Genomic DNA, 20,201 nt, shown 5'->3' with positions numbered 1-20,201 from the left:
GATTTATGAATTTATCGCAACAAAGTCAGTTTTCTTCAAAAGTAAGTCAGCTTTTAAGTTGGGGCCATTGGTTCACCTTTGCAAACATAGGTTTAGTGCTATTTATTAGCTTAAGCTACTTAGTTGCAGACAGTGCACCGACAACCTTCATGGGCTATTTATATATGCTCGTGACCTGGTTAAGCCACACCAGTTTTATTACTTTTATTGCCTTTGTTTTAACGATATTTCCATTAAGCTTAGTGTTTCCATACCCTCGGCATATCCGAGGGATGGCAGCCATTATTGCAACCCTAGGTGCGTCATTCTTAACGCTTGATGCCTATGTATATTTTAACTTGGGTTATCACTTAAATACGTCTGCTCTACCTGAAATCGTTTCTTTGTTGTGGCACCGCTTAACAAGCTCACCAGCATTAACAACGATTCTTGCAGGCGGCATTGTGCTGCTAATTTTAGCGTTCCAATTATTAGTCAGTAACTACACCTGGCACCATTTGGCACGCTTAAAACAATATAAGTTCCCGCGCTATGCAACCAGCACAATTTTAGTGTGCTTTGCACTTAGCCACAGTATTCATATTTGGGCAGATGCCAATTTAAAATTTGATATCACTAAACAAGATAATGTATTGCCGTTGTCTTACCCTACTACAGCAAAAAGCTTATTAGCTAAAAACGATTTGCTAGATCTAGAAAGCTACAAAGAAGCACACGATGTAAGACTTGACCCACATAATATTGATTACTTAGCACCTACTCCACTTGCCGAGTGTAAAGCTGAGTCGAGTGCGACTATCGATATTTTAGTATTTGAAAATAATGCTGACCTTGAGCAATTTGTTGCCACTGAGCCTGCACTACGCAAGACAGACTTGTTCTTACAACCTGTAGAAACAGAAGATACGTTATTTAGTTTAGTGTATGGCCTGCCAGCATTTTACAAAGCCCCTATTCTAGACAAACAGCAACTACCTGTGTGGCTTGCTGATAATCGCTCAATTCAAATTAATGGTTTTGAGCAATTCGAGTTTATTAATAACGACGACCAAAACCCAGCGGTTCGCCTTGTACGCGCAGACGCTACAACACAAGCGCGTGAATCTGCTAATGCCGTATTTGCTTTTAGTCTTGCACAGCAGAGCAATGGTATTGTTACAGCCTCTCGCTTATACAGCTCAGATAAAAAAGTTGTACAAACCGAAGGCCTTATTCAACCAAGTGATATTATCGCCACCAGCGTGGGGCATTACCTTGGTTGTAAAACACTCGCAAAACAAAGCATGTTGGGTAGTAACTTATACAAACGCCATGACGACACCGGTGTGAATTACTCGCAAAATGTGTTCATCGCATTTAAAAAAGACAGAATTACTCTGATAGATTCAGACGGTAACTTTAAAAACATTTCAGCAGCGCAAGGCTTTGCCATTGAACAAGGGCTCGATATTCCGTTCTTAGTGCAAAGCATTAAAAAGCTGAAACGATATACGCCCTAGCGCTTATTGATAAATCATTATTTCGAGCTAGCTTTAAATATTAGACACCTTATTTGATTAGGAGACACGGACGTCATGAAAGCCATAATCATTTATCTAATATTACTTACACTAGTTTGTTTTACTAATACATCACTTGCTGCCACCACAGAATACTATAAATGTGTCACAGACAGAGGCACGGTATTTAGTGAGTTCCCCTGTGGTAGCCGTGCAACCAAGCATAAAATTCAAGTAACCGACCCAGACTTACAAGCTCCGCAAAACTTTGTTAAAGAGCTCAATGAGCTTGAGCGCCAGCAAATTATCAGGAACCTCGAGGCTGAAATTCGCAGCTATAAACACCGTTTAGATATTTTAAGCCGTGATCGAGACCGAGCTCAGTATCAGCAAGAACAGCGCTTAAACCGAATTTTGTCTGATAAAGAAGCGAAGCAAATTAATAAAGACATTAAAAAACAGCTAAAAGCAATTAACAAGCAATACGGGCGCGACGTGAAAAGTGTTAATAAAAAACTCGCAAAACTTGAGAAAAAACTAGCTCGCTATAATTAAATACACTTTACTATTGGGTTTGAAGAATAAATAACATATTCTTAACACCAATAGAGTTATTGCTCTATGTTGGTATTAGTAAGGAGTTTATATGCAGCCACAACACATTGCAGAGTTAATTTTATCTGGGTTTCGCAATCACTATAAACTCTTTCAAGCAATTACTGCCAAAGCACCACTCGCGTTTGCACATCGTGATTGGCAAAAAATAAATGAGATAAGCAAACTCAGAATTAGCCATTACGATGATCGGGTTAACGAAACCATTGCTAAGCTCAAGTCGCTCAACGAACAGCAAATTATTACCTTAGATCAAACCTGCTGGCTCGAAACCAAACAGCTCTATCAGCAATTTTTGCGCTTTCACCCTCAAGCAGAACTTGCCGAAACCTTTTACAACTCTGTTTTTTGTCGTTTATTTCATCGTCGTTATTTTAATAATGACTTTATCTTTGTAAAAGCAACGCTTGCAGATGCTCCCGCACTGCCAATGGAGGTTGAATACCGCAGTTACCACCCTGTTGTTGATGGCTTAAGGCCCACAATACGCAAAATTATTAATCAGTTTGATTTTAAGGCACCCTTTGTTGATTTAGAACGCGATATTCGCTTGCTGGTAAAAGCCTTTTATAAACAAGCGCCCGACACACATCACCAAGCATGGCAAATGCGTTTTGATATACTGCAAGCCCCGTTTTACCGTAACAAAGCGGCTTATATTGTTGGCCGTGTGGTGTCAGAAAGTGGCGTACAGCCATTTATTATTGCGGTGTTACACCATGAAGACAAAGGGTTATACCTCGATGCCCTACTCACCAAATCATCGCAAATGCGGGTTATCTTTGGTTTTGCCCGTGCTTATTTTATGGTTGAAACCCATGCACCATCAGCGTTAGTACGCTTTTTAAATCAACTTATGCCAAACAAGACCCTGGCAGAGCTTTACAATGCAATAGGCTTTCATAAACAAGGTAAGACCGAGTTTTACCGAGAGTTTTTAAGTCATTTAGATCATTCAAACGATCAGCTTGTAATTGCCCCTGGTACACCGGGTATGGTGATGATGGTATTTACCCTGCCGTCGTTTGGATATGTGTTTAAAGTCATTAAAGACACCTTTGGTGAAAGCAAACCCTTTGGCCGCGATACCGTATTAAAACGCTATCAATTAGTAAAAAGCCATGACCGTGTTGGCCGCATGGCCGACACCATAGAGTATTCGAACGTCGTATTTCCACTAGCCCGATTTGATAGTAAATTACTTGCAGAGTTACATAAAACCATTGGTTCTTCGATGATTATTGAAGGCGAATGGTTAATCATCAAGCATTTATATATTGAAAGACGGATGACACCGTTAAATCTGTATCTTGAAAATGCCAGTGAACAACAAGCGTTTGAAGCAATAGAAGAATATGGCCAAGCTTTAAAAGAAATGATCGCCGTAAATATTTTCCCAGGCGACATGCTGTTGAAAAACTTTGGGGTAAGTAAACATAATCGCATTATTTTTTACGACTATGATGAAGTTCAGTACCTAACAGACATGAACTTTCGCGCCTTACCAAAAGCAAAGTCGTACGATGATTACTTAACCAATGAGCAAAGTTACTCTGTGGCACCACAAGATGTGTTTCCAGAGCAATTATGTACCTTTGTGACAGCAAACCCGGTGTATAAGCAGTATTTATTGAGTACACACCCAGAGCTTGAAGATCCAGCCTATTGGCGACAAGCACAATACAATTATAAGCAAGGTGTAGTTAGCCACATTTATCCATACCCTGCTGCACAACGATTTATCCATTATTGGTAAACACCAAGGACACACAATGAATATAAGTAAAATAGATTTAAACTTACTTGTTTACCTAGATACTTTACTAAGGGAGTGTAATGTAACTAAAGCTGCAAACCAGCTAAGCATTACCCAACCTGCCATGAGTAATGGCCTAAAAAGACTCCGCAATTTATTTAACGACCCTATTTTAGTGCGTACCAGTGAAGGTATGGTACCAACAGAGCGCGCAAAAGAGTTACAGCCAGTGATCCGCGGCATTTTAATGACCCTTGAAGAAACACTTGCACCAAACCGCGAATTTGAAGCATCACAAAGTAAACGTGTTTTTCGTATCATGGCCAGTGACTATGCTGCAAGTACCCTTGCCCCACGCTTATTAAGTAAATTACACGAAGAAGCGCCCGATACTACTCTCGATATTTTGACCCCAAGTGATGTAACTTTCCACGATGTTGAAAACGGTAAGGTAGATATGGCTATCAACCGTTTTGAAAACTTACCGCAATCGTTTCACTATAAACAAATATGGAAAGACAGTTTTTGTTGCCTAGTAAAAGCAGATAACCCAATTATCAAAGACTTCAGCCTCGACAGCTATTTAAAAGCGCGTCATATCTGGGTAAGTAAAACAGGCTTTGGTGTAGGTGTTGGTATGGACCCTAAAGATGTGCAAAAGCTAGGTTGGGTAGATGAGGCGCTCGCTCACTTTGGCAAACACCGTAATATTGCCACCTTTACCCGTAACTACCACGTAGCCATTCACTTAGCGAAAGAACAAAACTTAGTGGCAACGCTGCCTTCAAAAGCGGCGAATATCTATTTAGATGATCCGGGCCTGAAAATTCTTGAGCCGCCTTTCCCTATTCCGCCATTTGAGCTAGATATGATTTGGAGCCCGCTATTACACCGTGATGCAAGCCATATTTGGTTACGCCAAAAGGTTGCAGAAGTAGCCGACGAGCTTAAGTAAGATTTTACCAACCAGATTGTAATTATTGCTGATAAGCAAGATGTTAGCTTAGCTTATCAGCAGTCCCCCTTCTCTTAAAAACCAATAACCACCTGAAATACAATAACTTTATATTTAAGTAATGAACTGGAATATGCTTTGCAAGTATCTAATTGCATTGTTTTTAATATTCAAAAAGAGGTCATTATGAATACTCATCAAGGACAAGACGTTCATCATATTGCAGATATCATCCAAGTTATGAATAGCGGTATCGATTTTTATGAAAAAGCTCAGGAAAAAGTAACCGACCCAAGCATAATTGCCTTATTTCAACGCATGATAGATGCGCGTAAAGTAAGTGTTGAGCGCTTACAACCTTATGCTATTAACGAAAATGGCGAACGCGAAAATGGCTCTGATTTTGCTGTAGAAGCGCGTAAAGCTTATACATCAGTAATCACCAAACTCGGTGCCGACAAAAACGCCACCTATGTTAGTGAACTTGAAGAAGTTGAAGATAAAACACTAGCCGAAATCAAACACGCGCTTAAAAAACCACAACCCCATGATTGTGAAGCCGCGTTATCAAAAACCCTGCTGACAATTCAAAGTTGTCATGCTGAAATGAGTAAAATGAAAAAGCATTAAATTGTGAGAGTGCAAAGCCCAGTTAAGCTGGGCTTTTATCTGTTAGATATACTGTTATTATTTATCAATATTTAACTTCTTGGTTATAGCTTCAAATGAAAGGCAACTAAGAGCTAATCCACCATCCATACCAAAGTTCGGCTAAAGTCCAATAGCTGACATAAGACATAACTAGTTATTGCCCTTTTCGTGTTTCGCATGACTGAACTAGCTTTGGTTGGTACTTGCCTGTTGGCTTAATTTTAGTAATACTGAAAATGTCTATTGCTTTAGAGGTATACCAACAACTTGCTTCTATCAAGAACTACAGAAGGATATGAATAAATTGGCAAGGAATAATAACCAGCTCGCTTTGGCTGATGTTTTAAGGGAGTTTGAAGAAAACGGCACTACCTTTACCGCTGAGATGGTAGCCCAACGCACCGCGTATAGTAAAAACTCCATCAACAAGTACATTAATGAGAAGTTGCTTAATAAGTACATTTTTCATGCTGGTTCACGTGCCAAATACCGAATTGAAGGAATAAGCGCCTTATCAAATGACGAGTTCCTTGCCGTAATGAGTCAGTCAGCGAAAACTAAGCAAAAAAAACCGGAAGAGCAGTTTCACGACAAGCTGGTTAGTCGGAGTCTCGATGCGTTTACTTTAGCGCTGGAGGTATATAACCGACCAAGTATGAAAAACCGTGTTGAGGCCTTCGCAATCATGATGGTCAATGCTTGGGAACTGTTACTTAAAGCAGAAATACTCAAGGCTGAAGGGTATGAAAAAATTTTTAATGATGGGGATAGAAGTATATCCATTTCAGATGCGGTTAAAAGGAGGCTGCAAGAAAAAGATCCTGTCAGAATCAATTTAGAGACGATTATTGATTTACGTGACCACGCCATCCATCTGCTGATACCAGAATTACAGCCACAATTGTCCCGGCTTTTTCAAGCAACCGTTCTGAACTATCAAACACGTTATAGACATGAAATGGGTAATGCCCCTCTTGCTGGGCAAAGTGTGGGTATGCTGAGTTTGGTTGTAGATGGCCCCGCTCCAGAAGTAGCATTAATTCAAAAGTTGTATGGTAAGCATGCTGCTCAATCAGTATCGAAATTCATTAAACGCTTTGACGAAACATCGAAGACGGTTGATTCTACAGAGTTCTCAATCCCAGTTGACTACAGGCTTGCGCTTGTTAAGCGGGAAGATGAAAGCGATCTGTCACTTAGTGTGGGTGATGCCGGTGAAGGGGCTATTATAATCACGAAGACTAAAGATCCAGATGCTACACACCCCTACCATACGAAAGAGACCCTTGACGAAATAAATAAACGGCAGGCAATCATTTCAATAAAGAGTGGTGCTTTTCAGGCCGTGCTGAATAAACACAAAATTAATTATCAGACAAAGTCTGATATGCGTTGGGTGATTGATGGGAGACCTCGCTATTCTGAAAAATTCATCCGATGGTTTGTGGACAATTTAAAGCAACCCAAGTGGCTGGAATCAGCTAAGGAATTTAGACGCAACCAACTTAGGAACAAGCGCTGATATGTCAGAAATAAAGTTTGATAGTGAGACTCTTGACGGATGCCTATTCATCGGTGTTGTGTACGACTTATACCAACCGCTCTGCTTTCAAGATTTTGAATTTGGAACAGCTCCTTCCGACGTAAACTACGTTTTACACGTCCATCACAGGGCAAATGCCCTGAACGATACATTTAAGTCACTTGAAACAATCTATCAATTATTGTCATTGACGAATCTTCCGGTTGAAACACCACTTGGAAATATTTCACGTTACAACTGGGTGCGTTCGATTCTAGATGTCATGTTAGGTAGAGTAACATCGATTAGGGATTGCGTATTTCTATTGATTGAATCGGTTTGTGAGGTTGGCCTATCTCCGCGTAAGGTATCCAGAAAAACGTTAATTAGGAATGAAAAAATAATTACTAACAATAGGTTAATAGAACTAATCGATGAAGTGGCTGAAGCGGGCAAACATTTACGAGAGGAAAGAGATAGACTTTTTCACCGTGGAGAGAGAAGAGCTTTGGGGAGCCTCCCAGAATTTTATTATGCAGCAAGTGCAATGGAAGCTTTTGGAGTTTCAGGCAAGCATACTGGACCGGACGGCGAGGAGTTGGTTCTCGAAGCGGAACACAAAAATGTTATTACGGAGATAGAGGTCGATTTCCATCAAGTTGTAACTGTTCTGTCGGCAACGCTCACTGAAATATTTTCAAACCTTTACCCGATGTTTAAAGAGACATTTATTGGAAAAATGAAAGCCGGAGATGGTATAAGCAAAGACGCATTGGGTTTGATAGAGCGAGCGGAATACTACAACAGTAAGTTTTATCAAAACTAACCTATTGAAATAGAATTAGTTGAGTATTCACGACTATGATTGTTGCTATAAATGTCAGAGGTGCGGCAGCTTGTAAATTAACTTATTAAGCGCTTTACTGTTTCTTAAAGTAATATTTTTCGAACTATAGAGGATGAGTGGAAAAGCCACTGACTCATTTATGTCCAAAAACGAGTTAATCCGACACTATACTTCTTGCGCATATTAAACTGTCAGATTTTATTAAGGACTAAAAACAAATCTGACAAGATATAATAAAGGTTGATGATAACTAAGCTCTCCTAAAAAGCGTTTCAACTATTTAACATCAAGTTCCATTACAACACCGTCTTCATCGTCCTCTTCTGTGACCACAAAACCAAACTGAGAATAAAATTTGCGCATCGTATGGTGGCCAGGCATGTAGAGTATGGTTATTTTTTTACATTCTGGAATTTTTTTCATCTCGTTAATTACTAATTCTGTTGCGATTTTACCTATACCTTGGCCTTGATATTTTACATCAACCATAAACTGAGCAATGTAAAACTCATCAGGTAGCCCTTCTTCAAGCTCTTGGTAATATTGAATAAAACCGACAACCTCATCTTCACGATATATTGCCCGATTAACATAATGGGGATAGAAGCTTGATTCAGCGATAGACTCTGAATTTAACGCTACGTAATCCTCTTGCTCTTTAGTTATTTCTAAGTGAATTACATCCAGCCAATTATCCTTCGTAACATCACGCAAAGTTACATTCATAAAATTCCCTTTATTTATTTTTCAGTAAATGTATAGATATGGGTAAAGTGTATAAAAACAATACATAATTGAAAAATATGACTTTAACTATTGACGACAACTTTTAAATTACAATCGCTTGGTCGTTAAACCACCAAGTTTATTTGGTAATCAAATAATCGGGAGCACCGCCAAGCGATTTAGTTTTTTATTGCCCCGTTAAACGCTTAGCAAATGAAATAGCATAGGCTGTTGAGCGTAGCTTAAGTACTTTGTCATCACTTGGCATAAACCCTTTAGATAATAGATTTGGGTCATAATTTGTGAGATCGCAACCTGACTCACCTGTTGATTCTATGGTGAGCTTTCCTAAATTAATTGTTTTGCGATCAGCAGGCCATCGTACTGAAGGGTCCGTTAATGCATCGCCGTGCTCAGCTAATTCAGCTTGAAAACGATAATGCACCTTACCTTTTGCTAAATCCTCTTCAAGTCGCTTAGCCAGAAATGATTTAGGGAAGGTTTTCATTTGCTCTTCTGTTAGCACCTGTTCTGGCTCTTCTGGCACCATGGTCCACCTAAAGGCATGCTTAGCGCCCTTTTCATCAACCATGTAAAAGGTATGCACACCAAAATAACGAGAAGACACATACGAGGCTGGCGGGTTATGGCTTTGTAGCCAATTAAATTGCCCTAAGGTACTTGGGTTTTGTTCTCTGTATGCTTTTACTTTAGCAAAATCGATTTGACCTGTTTTTTCGTCAGGTACTAAGGTACTTAGCAAACCAAAAAATGCTTCTGGGCTGTTCCCTGCAAATACTGGCGTAGTAAGCCCTGCAATATTGTGCACATCACCATTTTCTAGTACAAACTGCACCCCCATTCCACGCGGCGAGCGTGATGTTTCATCAGCATGAGGGTTACCACCGCCCATAGAAAAGCGAATATTTGCTTTTGATGGTGCGTTAAATAAAGGGCTGATTGAATACTGCTTTGCTGCTTGATTAGGTGTAAATGTGCCAACAGCGCAAACACCTTTGGCGTGACCTTTTCTGATTCCGGGCTGCTTACCTGAAAGCTTTTCAAATAAATTAATAAAATCTTGCCCGTTTACTGGTTGCTCAGCAAAACTTGCTGTTGGTAAAACAAGGTACATAGCACAAACTAAAGACTTAATTTTTAGCATTTATCCATCCTTTAAACTTAGTTCCAACAAAAATGACCAGACTAACCTGAAAATCATTTCATCAAAGCTAATAAATATTTTTACCAACAAAAACGCTACAAACATTTAATAAACTTAGAATATTTATTTAACCACCGTTTTTTTAAAAGCTGCTAACTTTAAATTTAGGATCCTAAAAACTGCTGTGGCGCCCAGCATTTTAAAAATAATCCGTGTTCTTAACACGACTATGGCTAGTCCACTTAATCGTAAATTTTGTGGCTTGGTCAAAAACAACAAGGACCTAATTATGGTGAAACAACATAAAAAAACCACTGCAAACGCTGATGTAGATATGACTCCAATGCTCGATATTGTGTTTATCTTGCTGATATTTTTTATCGTCACAACCTCATTTGTTAAAGAGCGCGCTATTGAAGTCAATCGCCCTTTAGCAAAACCAAGTCTTGAAAACCCTAAAAAACAAGCGCAATTTACAATCACTGAAAACGACAGTATTTACTTTGCAAACCGGCTTATCACACCAGAGCAGATAATCGCTAACCTTGCGTTATTTGCCGCACAGTTTGAAATGACCAACGTGCAAGTAACAGCAAGTGAGCAAAGCAGCCACAAAACCTTAGTAACCTTGCTTGATAAAATAAAACAATATCAAGATGTGCCAATTTCTATAAGCACGTCTTTATAACTAAAAAAGGGCCTAACGGCCCTTTGCAAGTTAAATAATAAAGGAATCTAAAGGGAGTTTAGAACTTGTACTCTGCACCTACGTAGTAGTACGCACCGTTAAAGCCAAATGGTGCTGAACGACGTGAGTAAGTGAATACACCAGGGCTTGAAACAATTGTGTTGCCGCTAGCATCAACAATCGTACCCGAGCGTGAATTACCAATGGTGTTCTTATCTGGGTAAACATCAAATAAGTTATTTGCACCAATGTTAAATGACAGGTTTTCGTTAAAGAAGTAGTTAACTTTAACATCAGTTAAGATTTCAGCACCGTATGTTTGGCGGCCACCATCTTCAACTGTGTATTCGCCGTAACGGTTTAGAGATAGGTTTACAGTCCAATCTTCTAAACGGTAAAGCGCGCTTAAGTTAATGCGGTCTTCTGGTTGCCATTCTTCAATAATTGATGTTTCTTGAGCAGAAAACACATCTTCTACCGGAATAGTCTCAAGACCACTGCCTGATGGCGTAAATAAATCAACCACATCAGTTTTAGTGAAGTTAGCAGCAAAGGTGAAATCTAGCGTACCGCCAAGGCCTTCTGTGTTCCATGTGGCAACTAAATCAACACCTTCTGTTTCTGTGTCTGCACCATTTAAGAAGAACTGACCCGCACCTGCGCCTGAACTTTCAAGTGCAGCATCGAGCGTATCTGATAAACCTTTACCTAAACGGTTAGAAATAACGATACGGTCGTCGATATCAATCGAGTAGTAATCAACGGTTAAATTGATATTGTCGGTTACGTTATACACAATACCTAAGCTACGGTTTTGTGATTTCTCTTCTTTTAACTTAGGAATACCAATTGATTGCGCTAAGGTACTGTCGTTTCTAAACGTACCTACTTGCTCAGCCACTAAGCTGCCATCATCGCCTACAACAAACTGTGTACTTACGTTATTAAAGTAAAGTTGTTGCATAGAAGGTGCTCTAAAACCTGTGCTTAATGCACCGCGTAAAGACACATCTTCAGTCACAGACCAGTTACCCGCTAACTTAAAGTTAACTGTATCGCCAAAGCCTTTGTAATTATCGTAACGTACCGCACCTGAAATAATTACATCATCGATAACATAGGTTTCTGCATCCATATAGAATGAGATCACATCGCGCGACTCATCAACTGATGATGCCGGATCTGAACCACCAAAACCTTGCGTGCCGCTTGCAGCGTCAACACTACCTACCCCGCCATTTAAGCCAGAATAGATGCTCATACCATCAACAGTGTCGTAATCACGGTATGCGTATTCGCTACCTTCAAGAATACGGAACTCATCAGTACGAAGCTCAGCACCTAGTGCTAATGAGAAGTTGTCGTAATCTTTAGTGTAATCAAGGTTTAGAGTTTGCAGTGATAATTCAAGACCATATGCATATGCTGAACGAGGAATAGTGGCACGAATTTCATCAGCCGTTAAACCTTGGTCATAGCGAAGGTAGTTAGCGTAAGAGCCGTTGATAGTGTCACTGGTTGTGTAATCAATGCTGTTTTCACCGTAGGTGTACGATAAATCAATGCTTGAGTCATTATCGAACGATTTTTTATAACCAAAGTTATAAGATACGTCATCAATGACAGTATTAATTTTCGGTAAGAAACCCATAGGAATGGTTGCATCACCATCTTGTAATACAGGGTTACCATTAGCATTAGCGTTGTGACGGAAAAACGCAGCTGATTCGTTTTCACGATTTGAATAAGTGATAAAGCCATATAGCTCACCACCAGCAAGCTCATAGCCAGTATTAACGGTTAGAGCAAATTGTTGTGAATCTGCATCACCAATTCTAAACGTATCACGAGGTGCCGTTAACTCACGAGGGTCGCCTGCTAATAGCGTACCGTCATCAAGTTCAGTACAGCCGTAAAATTGACATGAGCCATGAAGGCCTGCACGGTTTGTCGGCGCACGGTCACGGTAGTTGATTGTGGTATTTAAATAACCTTCATCACCTAACGCAAAACCTTTGTTGAAATCAACAGTTACAGTTTCACCATCGCCTTCTGAATACTCACCGTAATTAATAGCTGCTTTACCGCCCTCTTCAGCGTCTTTTAATACGATATTAATAACACCTGCAATGGCATCTGAACCATATTGCGCAGCAGCACCATCACGTAATACTTCAATACGTTTGATTGCAGCAGCAGGAATAGCATTCATGTCGGTACCCGCCGTACCACGACCTACTGACGTATTAATGTGAATAAGGCTCGCTTGGTGACGGCGTTTACCATTGATAAGAACTAAGGTTTGATCTGGCCCTAAGCCACGTAATGTTGCAGGACGAAGTGCATCAGTACCATCACTGATAGACGAGCTTGAAAAGTTAAAAGACGGTGCAATGGCCTGAAGCATACGGCCTACTTCTGTTTGACCTGTATTCTCGAGTGCTTCGGCACTTAAAATATCAACCGGAACCGGTAAATCTTCAACCGAGCGTCCTGCTACACGGCTACCGACAACGGCAATTTTTTCGATGTTTTGTTCTGCTGATTGATCTTCTGCTAACGCTTGCGTATTGGCGGCAAGCAGTAATGGCACGACTGCAGCGCTGACCCCTGATACTTTGATCATGTTATTATCTATCCTATCTACTTGTTTGAGTTTTATACTCAGCAAGCCTTGTTGATCAACAACCGCATCGAGCTCAGTGCCTTCTAGCATCGCATTCAGTGCATCAAGTTTGGTGTAAAAACCAAACACAGATTGCGCTTGATATTGCTTTGCTAATTCGAAAGAAAAAATGACTGTTTGTTCGGTTTGCTTTGCAAATTCGATTAACGCCAAATCAGCTCGTTGCGCTTTGATGTCAAACTGAAGCATTTGTTTTTCAGCCGCTATTGCTACTTGGCCTGCTGTGAGGCCATAAATAACAAAAGAGGCAGGTAACAACGGCAATTGCTTACTGCGCAATTTAAACAAACAAGTGAGGAAGAAAAATCCGCTATGTAAATTTAACTTTTTTTTAATTAATTTTTTGTGACGAGAAGGTGGCGCACAATTAACATCATTACATTGGCGTATTCTCATAGACAGAACTAACCTTTTGCAGCGATAGTTAAGCTAACACGATGTTCACCTAAACGTTGATGTTCTACACCTAAGTTGGCCTGTAAAGAATCAAGCAAACCTTTAATGTCGCCAGTTTTAAACACACCAGCCACTTTTAATGAGGCAAGCTCTGGATCATTTAATTCAAAACGTGTGGCAGTATAACGACTTACTTCTTGCAGTGCTTCGCCTAAAGACTCGCCATTAAAAATCAGCATTTCTTGTTGCCATGCCAAATCACGTTGTACGTCATCAACCGATAACTGTTTAATTGGCTCTGTTTTACTTTGTTTTATCAGTGCTTTCTCACCAGATACAACAACATTAGCGCGAAGCGCTTTAATATCTGCACTGTTATCTGTGGCATCTTTTAAACGATTAAAGTCGCTAGCATCAACCAGAGTACTCGGATCAGCAATCATCACCTTGCCTTCAGTCACCACTAGTTCTAGGTCTGAAGCAGTATTTCTTTGAACATTAAACACCGTACCAAGTGCTGTAAATGATTTATCACCCGCAATAACCGTAAAAGGACGGCTCGGATCTTTGGCAACATTAAAGCGCCCTTCACCGCGGCTCAAAATCAACTGACGGCGATCGCCTGAGTAGGCAACTTCGAGTTTAGTATTGGTATTGAGCTGAACAATAGTGCTGTCTGGCAGCACAAATTCAGCTTGCTCACCCACTTTGGTTCGGTAAATTTTGCTAAATTTGGCGTAGTCGTTTTCTTCACTTTGCCAATAGCTTGAATAAATAAGCATGATAGAACCAAGCAGCATCGCTACTAAAAAGCTGGCAGCGGTTGCCATACCAAACACTGTAGGTTGTTTTTGCGGTGCTTTGTAAGGAAACAAACTGCTTAACTCATTAAGCACACTCATTTCATCCCATAAGGTCGCAAGTTCAAACAATGCCTCTTGATGAGCCGCACTTTGGTGAGCCCACAAATGTAATTGGCTTACTTCATCTTTAGATAGGCCACGATCAATTGCACTGATCCATTGACTCGCTTGCTCTTGAATCATGTCTTTTGATGAAAATGGATGGACATTACTCATTTGTTCACCTCTTTTGCAGTGAACTCTGTGGTAGGGGTAAATGCCTGTGGTTGTACGTCGTGTGATTTCATTGCTCGGTGAACATGTAATAAGCCTTTGGCTATATGTTTTTCAACAGTACTTTCGCTAAGACTCATTTTAGCTGCAATTTCCTTTTGGCTTAAACCATAGACTTTTTTTAAGATAAAACATTTTTTAACCTGAGGGCTTAATTCGTTAGTCACTCGGCAAAAAAACAAAAAACGCTCTTTAGAAGTCACTTCATCTTCAAGTGCCATTGAACGCATGTGATGCTCAACCTGCTGTTGTTCATCTAACGATTCTTTGTATTTATTGTCCCATTTAGCGATATGATTAAGCGCCAAATGCTTAGCCGTTTTCAGCATGTAACTGTGAGTATATTCGATATTTTGCTTAAGATCAGCTTCATAACTTTTTATAAACGTCTCTTGCACAATATCTTCTACATCATCAGGGCTGACGATACGTGATACAAAGCGCCTAAGCTTGCTCGATATCTCGGTAAAAGCGGTGATAACCCCAGTTTGATCTGTCATCCTTAACTCACCTTTATTATATTTTTATTGCTTTAGGGTACGAGATTTCAGTTTAATTACAAGCCATTTGTTAAGTTTTTGTACCTTAGGTAAACAAAGATTTCATAAACTCATAAAAAACCTCTGTTTTGCGCGTCACTAGGCTGTTTTGTGGTTTTAAAAACCATACTGGCGCGTCAGCATCAACAAGGCTATTAGGGAGTATTTCGATTACCCGTCCTTCGGCTAAGTCATCTTTAATTGCAATATAAGATTTAATCGCTATGCCATGGCCTGCAATCGCCGCCTGTGTCATGTTATCTGAGTTAGATACAGTAAAACGCGTTCTCGCATTATAATTAACTATTTGCCCGCCTTCGTTAAATTTAAGCTGTCGCTGCCATGGCAAACACACCCAGTAATGGTCTTTAAGATCAGCCACCGACTTAGGTTGCCCATATTTTTCAATATAACTCGGTGCTGCGCACAAATTAAGTAAACATGCTTTGCGTTTTTTTGTGCTCAATAAAAAGTAAACTACAGGGTGTACCTTTATCTTTTTTGGGTATAAACTAAACGCTAAATGAATATGCATAGTGACGTCTTTCATGCTAATAGACTATTTTTTATGCATACCTACTTAACAATTGGACTGTGGAGTAAACATGCGTCTGCCTTTCGCACCTGCCAAATTATCATTATCTGCGTTGTTATTAGTTTCTGCTCCTTTGCTACTGCAAGGTTGTTCTGAAGCGCCACAGCAACAACAGGGTCAAATGCACCCCGCTGCTGTCGCGACTATGACAATGGAAACTCACGATGCCCCTTTTACTATTGAGCTACCAGCGACGCTGTCTGGTTCAAAAGAGGTTGAAGTCCGTGCCCGTGTCACCGGTATTCTTGAATCACGCAACTTTGAAGAAGGTCAGCGTGTAGAGCAAGGCCAATCACTGTTTACAATTGACCTTGAACCTTATCAACTTGCGGTTGACCGAGCGCAGGCTGCACTTGATGGTGCAAAAGCAGCGCTTGTTCAAGCTGATCGTGACGTTAAACGATTAGCTAAACTACGTGCCGAAAAATCTGTTTCACAACGTGATTACGATAACGCTAGTTCAGCAAATGATATTGCCAAAACTGATTTAGCCGCTGCAAAAGTCGCCTTAAAAGAAGCGCAACTAAACCTTGAATATGCGCAAGTAAAAGCCCCTGTAGCAGGTGTAATGGGACGTGAGTTTGTTTCTGAAGGAACCTATGTTTCTGGTCCAGATTTATTACTGACTCAAATGACTCAATTTGACCCTATTCGTATTCGTTTTGGCTTATCTGAGCGTGAACAACTGCAAATGCGTCAAGATGTTAAAAATGGCTCACTAACATTACCTGAGCAAGGCCACTGGAAAACACAAATTAAACTTCAAGACGGCTCTTTATACGGACAAACCGGTGAAGTTAACTTCTCTGATGTGCGTATTAATCCAAACACAGGTACCAGTGAGTTTCAGGCAATTATTCCTAACCCTGATTTTCAACTTCGCCCGGGCCAATTCGTGCGCGTTGAGTTAAGTGGTGCAGTACGCAAAAACGCTTTCATCGTTCCGCAACGTGCAGTGCTTGATAACGGCACCGGTAAGTTTGTTTATGTAGTAAGTAAAAACGAGCAAGGTATGGATGTCGCTTTACCTGCCCCTGTTACTGTAGGTGAATGGATCAAAAAACCAGAAAACGAGCAATACCAAAATTTTTGGTTAATTCGTAGTGGTTTAAAAGAAGGCGACCAAGTTATTGTTGATGGCATGGCACGTATTTTCTTCCCGGGTATGCCAGTCAATGTTGGCCAACCTGCCGCTAACCCTAGCCACGCAGAATAAGCACAGGGAGTCTTATGTTTTCTCGTTACTTTATAGACAGACCCATTTTTGCGTTTGTTATATCTATTGTTATTGTGCTTGCGGGCCTTGCTGCGATGCGCAGCTTACCTGTAGCGCAATATCCTGAAATAGCACCACCGGTTGTACAAGTAACCGCAGCCTACCCAGGTGCATCTGCCGATGTGCTTGAGCAAACGGTTGCGACACCAATTGAAAATGCCATTACCGGTGTTGAAGGCATGATGTATATGTCTTCAACGTCAACCAGTGCAGGTTCAACCACCATCGAAGTTACTTTTGAAATTGGTACTGATGTTGACCAAGCAGCCGTTAACGTAAACAACCGTGTTAAACAGGTTGAAGCCCGTTTACCTGAAGAAACGCGTCGCCAAGGTGTAGTAGTTCAAAAAGGTTCTTCTAGCTTTTTACAAGTTCATGCCTTTTATTCACCAGATGGAACACGTTCAAGTTTATGGACATCAAACTATGTCACTATGAACGTACTTGACCGTGTTAAACGCATTCCTGGCACTACCAGTGTACAAATTTTTGGTGCCAAAGATTACGCAATGCGCATTTGGTTGCGCCCTGATGTAATGAGCCAATTAGGTGTTACTGTTGAAGAAATTGCAGGGGCAATTCGCGTACAAAACTCACAATATGCGGCAGGTAAAATTGGTGCCACACCTACTACGCAATCTCCTCAAGAGCTGGTTTACAGTGTAACTGCACAAGGGCGTTTGTCTGAGCCTGAGCAGTTTGAAAATATCATTATTCGTTCAAACACAGACGGTAGTAGCTTACGCTTAAAAGACGTAGCCCGCGTTGAGCTTGGCTCAAAAGACTATAACTTCAAAGGAACAATTAACGGTAAAGAAGCGGTACTGTTAGGTATCTTCTTGCAACCTGGTGCTAACGCCCTTGATGTAGCCGAAGAAGTAAACAGTGTTATTGAAGAAATGAAAAGCCAGTTCCCTACCGGTCTTGCTCATTTAACTTCTTACGACACAACCCGCTTTGTTGAAGTATCGATTCGTGAAGTTGTAAAAACACTACTTGAAGCCATGGTATTGGTATTCTTAGTGGTGTATTTATTCTTACAAAACTGGCGCGCAACGCTTATTCCAACCCTTGCAGTACCAGTATCACTACTGGGCACATTTGCCGGTATGTATATGCTGGGTTATTCAATTAACTCACTCACCTTATTCGGTATGGTGCTGTCGATTGGTATTGTTGTTGATGATGCCATCGTGGTACTTGAAAACGTTGAGCGTATCATGCATGAAGAAGGCCTAGGTGCCAGAGACGCCGCTGTTAAAGCGATGGGCGAAGTAAGCGGCCCTGTGGTGGCAATTGTTTTAGTACTTTGTTCAGTGTTTGTGCCAATTGCGTTTTTAGGTGGCTTAACCGGTGAGCTATTCCGCCAGTTCGCTATTACTATTTCGATTGCTGTAAGTTTATCGGGTGTCGTTGCTTTAACGATGACGCCAGCGCTTTGTGTACTTATTTTAAAACAAGAACACAAGCAAACTGCCCGCTTCTTCTTATGGTTTAACGACATGTTTACCAAGATCACCGGCCGTTACGTAGGTGCTGTTGGATTTATGGTGCGCCGTGGTCTGTTAGGGCTGATCTTAATGACAGGTATGGTTGCAGCAACGATTGGCCTTTGGCAAAACACCCCTGGTTCACTTGTGCCAGATGAAGACCAAGGTTATTACATATCTGCAATTTTCTTACCTGACGGTTCGTCACTTGAACGCACAGAGCAGGTAACACAACAGGTTGTTGAGGCCGTGCAATCAAACCCAGCGAACGAAAACGTGGTGGCGTTTACCGGTTTTGACTTTATTGGCGGTGGTTACAAAAACAGTGCTGCAACATTATTCGTGACACAAAAGCATTGGGATGAGCGTGAAGTTGATACCAAGGCACTGGTGCAAGAGCTCTTCATGAAAACAGCAGGTATTAAAGAGGCGCTCGTTCTTGCCTTTAACCCTCCGGCTATTTTTGGTTTAGGTAACACAGGTGGCTTTGAGTTTTATATTCAAAACAAAGGTGATAGCGACCCAGACAAACTTCAACATGCAATGCAGTTAATGACAGCTGAAGCACAAAAGAGCCCTATCATCAGTGGCCTACAAACACTTTGGCGCCCTGATGCACCACAGCTACGTGTTGATGTTGACCGTGAACAAGCCCGCGCCATGGGTGTCGAAATTGATGATGCTTTCACTGCCCTTGCAGGTAACTTAGGAACTTATTACGTTAACGACTTCAATAAATTTGGTCGCGCATGGCAAGTACTAATGTCTGCAGATGCTGAATTTAGAATGAAGCCTGATGACATTGGTCGTATCTATGTTAAAAACAACCAAGGTACTATGGTGCCGCTTTCAGCCTTTACCACTATCGAGTATAGCCGAGGCCCTGAAAACCTAAATCGTTATAACAACTTACCTGCTGTTAAACTGATGGGTAATGCAGCTCCAGGTTACAGTTCAGGTCAAGCTATTGCTGAGGTTGAGCGTATTGCACAAGCAGTATTACCACCTAATATGACCTACGAATGGACAGGCTCTGCATTCCAAGAAAAACGCAGTTCAGGCACCACAGGAATTGCCTTAGGTCTTGCTGTGATCATGGTATTTTTGATTCTAGCAGCGCTGTATGAGCGTTGGTCGTTACCACTGTCTGTGATGCTTGCCTTGCCATTTGGTACCTTTGGTGCGCTTATAGCGGTTTGGGTTGTTGGCATGACAAACGATGTATACTTCCAAATTGGTCTAGTAACACTTCTTGGTCTTGCTAGTAAAAACGCAATTCTTATTGTTGAATACGCCTTGATGAAACATCAACAAGGCTGGAGCGCAAGTACGGCTGCTCTTGAGGCTGCGCGTTTACGTTTTCGACCTATCATTATGACTTCGCTTGCTTTCATTTTGGGCGTTGTGCCTTTAGTACTGAGCTCTGGCGCAGGTGCCGGTGCTCGTCACAGTGTTGGTACCGGTGTGATGGGCGGTATGATGGCAGCGACATTCCTTGCCGTATTCTTTGTGCCGCTGTTCTTTTATTGGTTAACGGCACGTAAGTTAACTGAAAAACGTTCAAGACAAGAGCTTGCTGATGAGATAGCAGAACATCATCAACAAGAACATGTCAAAACCCAAGAGGGTAACCTGTAAAAAATGAAGGGCAAACAATGA

At 41.0% G+C, this 20,201-nt stretch carries 15 protein-coding genes and 1 pseudogene; 10 read left to right on the top strand and 6 right to left on the bottom strand.

Annotated elements, in window-relative coordinates; all coding sequences use genetic code 11:
- Positions 1 to 5 precede the first annotated feature (5 nt).
- The 7 genes from NFU46_RS01015 to NFU46_RS00985 all read left to right on the top strand — a co-directional run bounded on the left by NFU46_RS01015 (position 6) and on the right by NFU46_RS00985 (position 7,824).
- Positions 6 to 1,499 (top strand): DUF3413 domain-containing protein, encoded by a 1,494-nt coding sequence (locus NFU46_RS01015; RefSeq protein WP_054561351.1) that lies wholly within the window; start codon positions 6 to 8, stop codon positions 1,497 to 1,499.
- Between the two features lie 75 nt (positions 1,500 to 1,574).
- Positions 1,575 to 2,054 (top strand): DUF4124 domain-containing protein, encoded by a 480-nt coding sequence (locus tag NFU46_RS01010; protein WP_251598850.1) that lies wholly within the window; start codon positions 1,575 to 1,577, stop codon positions 2,052 to 2,054.
- A gap of 91 nt (positions 2,055 to 2,145) precedes the next feature.
- A complete protein-coding gene (gene aceK / locus NFU46_RS01005; protein ID WP_054554699.1) occupies positions 2,146 to 3,870 on the top strand; it encodes a bifunctional isocitrate dehydrogenase kinase/phosphatase in 1,725 nt (574 codons plus the stop codon).
- A 16-nt stretch (positions 3,871 to 3,886) separates the two neighbouring features.
- Entirely contained in the window at positions 3,887 to 4,825 is a 939-nt protein-coding gene (locus tag NFU46_RS01000; RefSeq protein ID WP_054554698.1) for a LysR family transcriptional regulator, read from the top strand.
- A 186-nt stretch (positions 4,826 to 5,011) separates the two neighbouring features.
- The gene (locus NFU46_RS00995) at positions 5,012 to 5,455 is read left to right on the top strand and encodes a PA2169 family four-helix-bundle protein (protein WP_058584881.1); all 444 of its coding nucleotides are present in this window, start codon (positions 5,012 to 5,014) and stop codon (positions 5,453 to 5,455) included.
- 316 nt (positions 5,456 to 5,771) lie between these two features.
- A complete protein-coding gene (locus NFU46_RS00990) occupies positions 5,772 to 6,998 on the top strand; it encodes a DUF3644 domain-containing protein (RefSeq protein ID WP_251598847.1) in 1,227 nt (408 codons plus the stop codon).
- A gap of 1 nt (position 6,999) precedes the next feature.
- Positions 7,000 to 7,824 (top strand): Cthe_2314 family HEPN domain-containing protein, encoded by an 825-nt coding sequence (locus NFU46_RS00985; protein ID WP_199528947.1) that lies wholly within the window; start codon positions 7,000 to 7,002, stop codon positions 7,822 to 7,824.
- 297 nt (positions 7,825 to 8,121) lie between these two features.
- On the opposite strand, the gene NFU46_RS00980 is transcribed toward NFU46_RS00985, so the two are convergent.
- Together NFU46_RS00980 and NFU46_RS00975 are read right to left on the bottom strand one after the other, a co-directional pair.
- Positions 8,122 to 8,571 carry a GNAT family N-acetyltransferase gene (locus tag NFU46_RS00980; RefSeq protein ID WP_058584874.1) on the bottom strand — a complete coding sequence of 150 codons (450 nt, stop codon included), beginning with the start codon at positions 8,569 to 8,571 and terminating at the stop codon, positions 8,122 to 8,124.
- 187 nt (positions 8,572 to 8,758) lie between these two features.
- A complete protein-coding gene (locus NFU46_RS00975; RefSeq protein ID WP_251598844.1) occupies positions 8,759 to 9,736 on the bottom strand; it encodes a catalase family peroxidase in 978 nt (325 codons plus the stop codon).
- Positions 9,737 to 10,025: 289 nt separating this feature from the next.
- On the opposite strand from NFU46_RS00975, the gene NFU46_RS00970 reads away from it, so the two are divergent.
- Entirely contained in the window at positions 10,026 to 10,424 is a 399-nt protein-coding gene (locus tag NFU46_RS00970) for a biopolymer transporter ExbD (RefSeq protein WP_055021032.1), read from the top strand.
- A 58-nt stretch (positions 10,425 to 10,482) separates the two neighbouring features.
- Here the strand turns inward: NFU46_RS00970 and NFU46_RS00965 are convergent, their stop codons facing one another.
- The 4 genes and pseudogenes from NFU46_RS00965 to NFU46_RS00950 form a co-directional block, all read right to left on the bottom strand.
- Complete coding sequence (locus NFU46_RS00965) at positions 10,483 to 13,389, bottom strand: TonB-dependent receptor plug domain-containing protein (protein ID WP_370317257.1); 2,907 nt, start codon at positions 13,387 to 13,389, stop codon at positions 10,483 to 10,485.
- 125 nt (positions 13,390 to 13,514) lie between these two features.
- On the bottom strand, positions 13,515 to 14,585 hold the full coding sequence (locus NFU46_RS00960) for a FecR family protein (protein ID WP_251598827.1): 1,071 nt from the start codon (positions 14,583 to 14,585) through the stop codon (positions 13,515 to 13,517).
- On the bottom strand, positions 14,582 to 15,142 hold the full coding sequence (locus tag NFU46_RS00955; RefSeq protein WP_055021034.1) for an RNA polymerase sigma factor: 561 nt from the start codon (positions 15,140 to 15,142) through the stop codon (positions 14,582 to 14,584). The genes NFU46_RS00960 and NFU46_RS00955 overlap by 4 nt, the downstream gene beginning before the upstream one ends.
- A gap of 85 nt (positions 15,143 to 15,227) precedes the next feature.
- Positions 15,228 to 15,611 (bottom strand): annotated as a pseudogene (locus NFU46_RS00950) (LysR substrate-binding domain-containing protein); the annotation flags it as partial.
- A gap of 175 nt (positions 15,612 to 15,786) precedes the next feature.
- Between NFU46_RS00950 and NFU46_RS00945 the strand changes: the two are divergent.
- Positions 15,787 to 16,992 carry an efflux RND transporter periplasmic adaptor subunit gene (locus tag NFU46_RS00945; protein ID WP_054561341.1) on the top strand — a complete coding sequence of 402 codons (1,206 nt, stop codon included), beginning with the start codon at positions 15,787 to 15,789 and terminating at the stop codon, positions 16,990 to 16,992.
- Between the two features lie 14 nt (positions 16,993 to 17,006).
- The gene (locus tag NFU46_RS00940; protein ID WP_175078220.1) at positions 17,007 to 20,180 is read left to right on the top strand and encodes an efflux RND transporter permease subunit; all 3,174 of its coding nucleotides are present in this window, start codon (positions 17,007 to 17,009) and stop codon (positions 20,178 to 20,180) included.
- Positions 20,181 to 20,201: the final 21 nt, after the last annotated feature.

It is taken from the genome of Pseudoalteromonas sp. NCCP-2140 (genome assembly GCF_023708065.1).
Lineage (GTDB): Bacteria > Pseudomonadota > Gammaproteobacteria > Enterobacterales > Alteromonadaceae > Pseudoalteromonas.
Note: the sequence above shows the minus strand (reverse complement) of the source record. Positions and strands in the feature narration are given on the sequence as shown.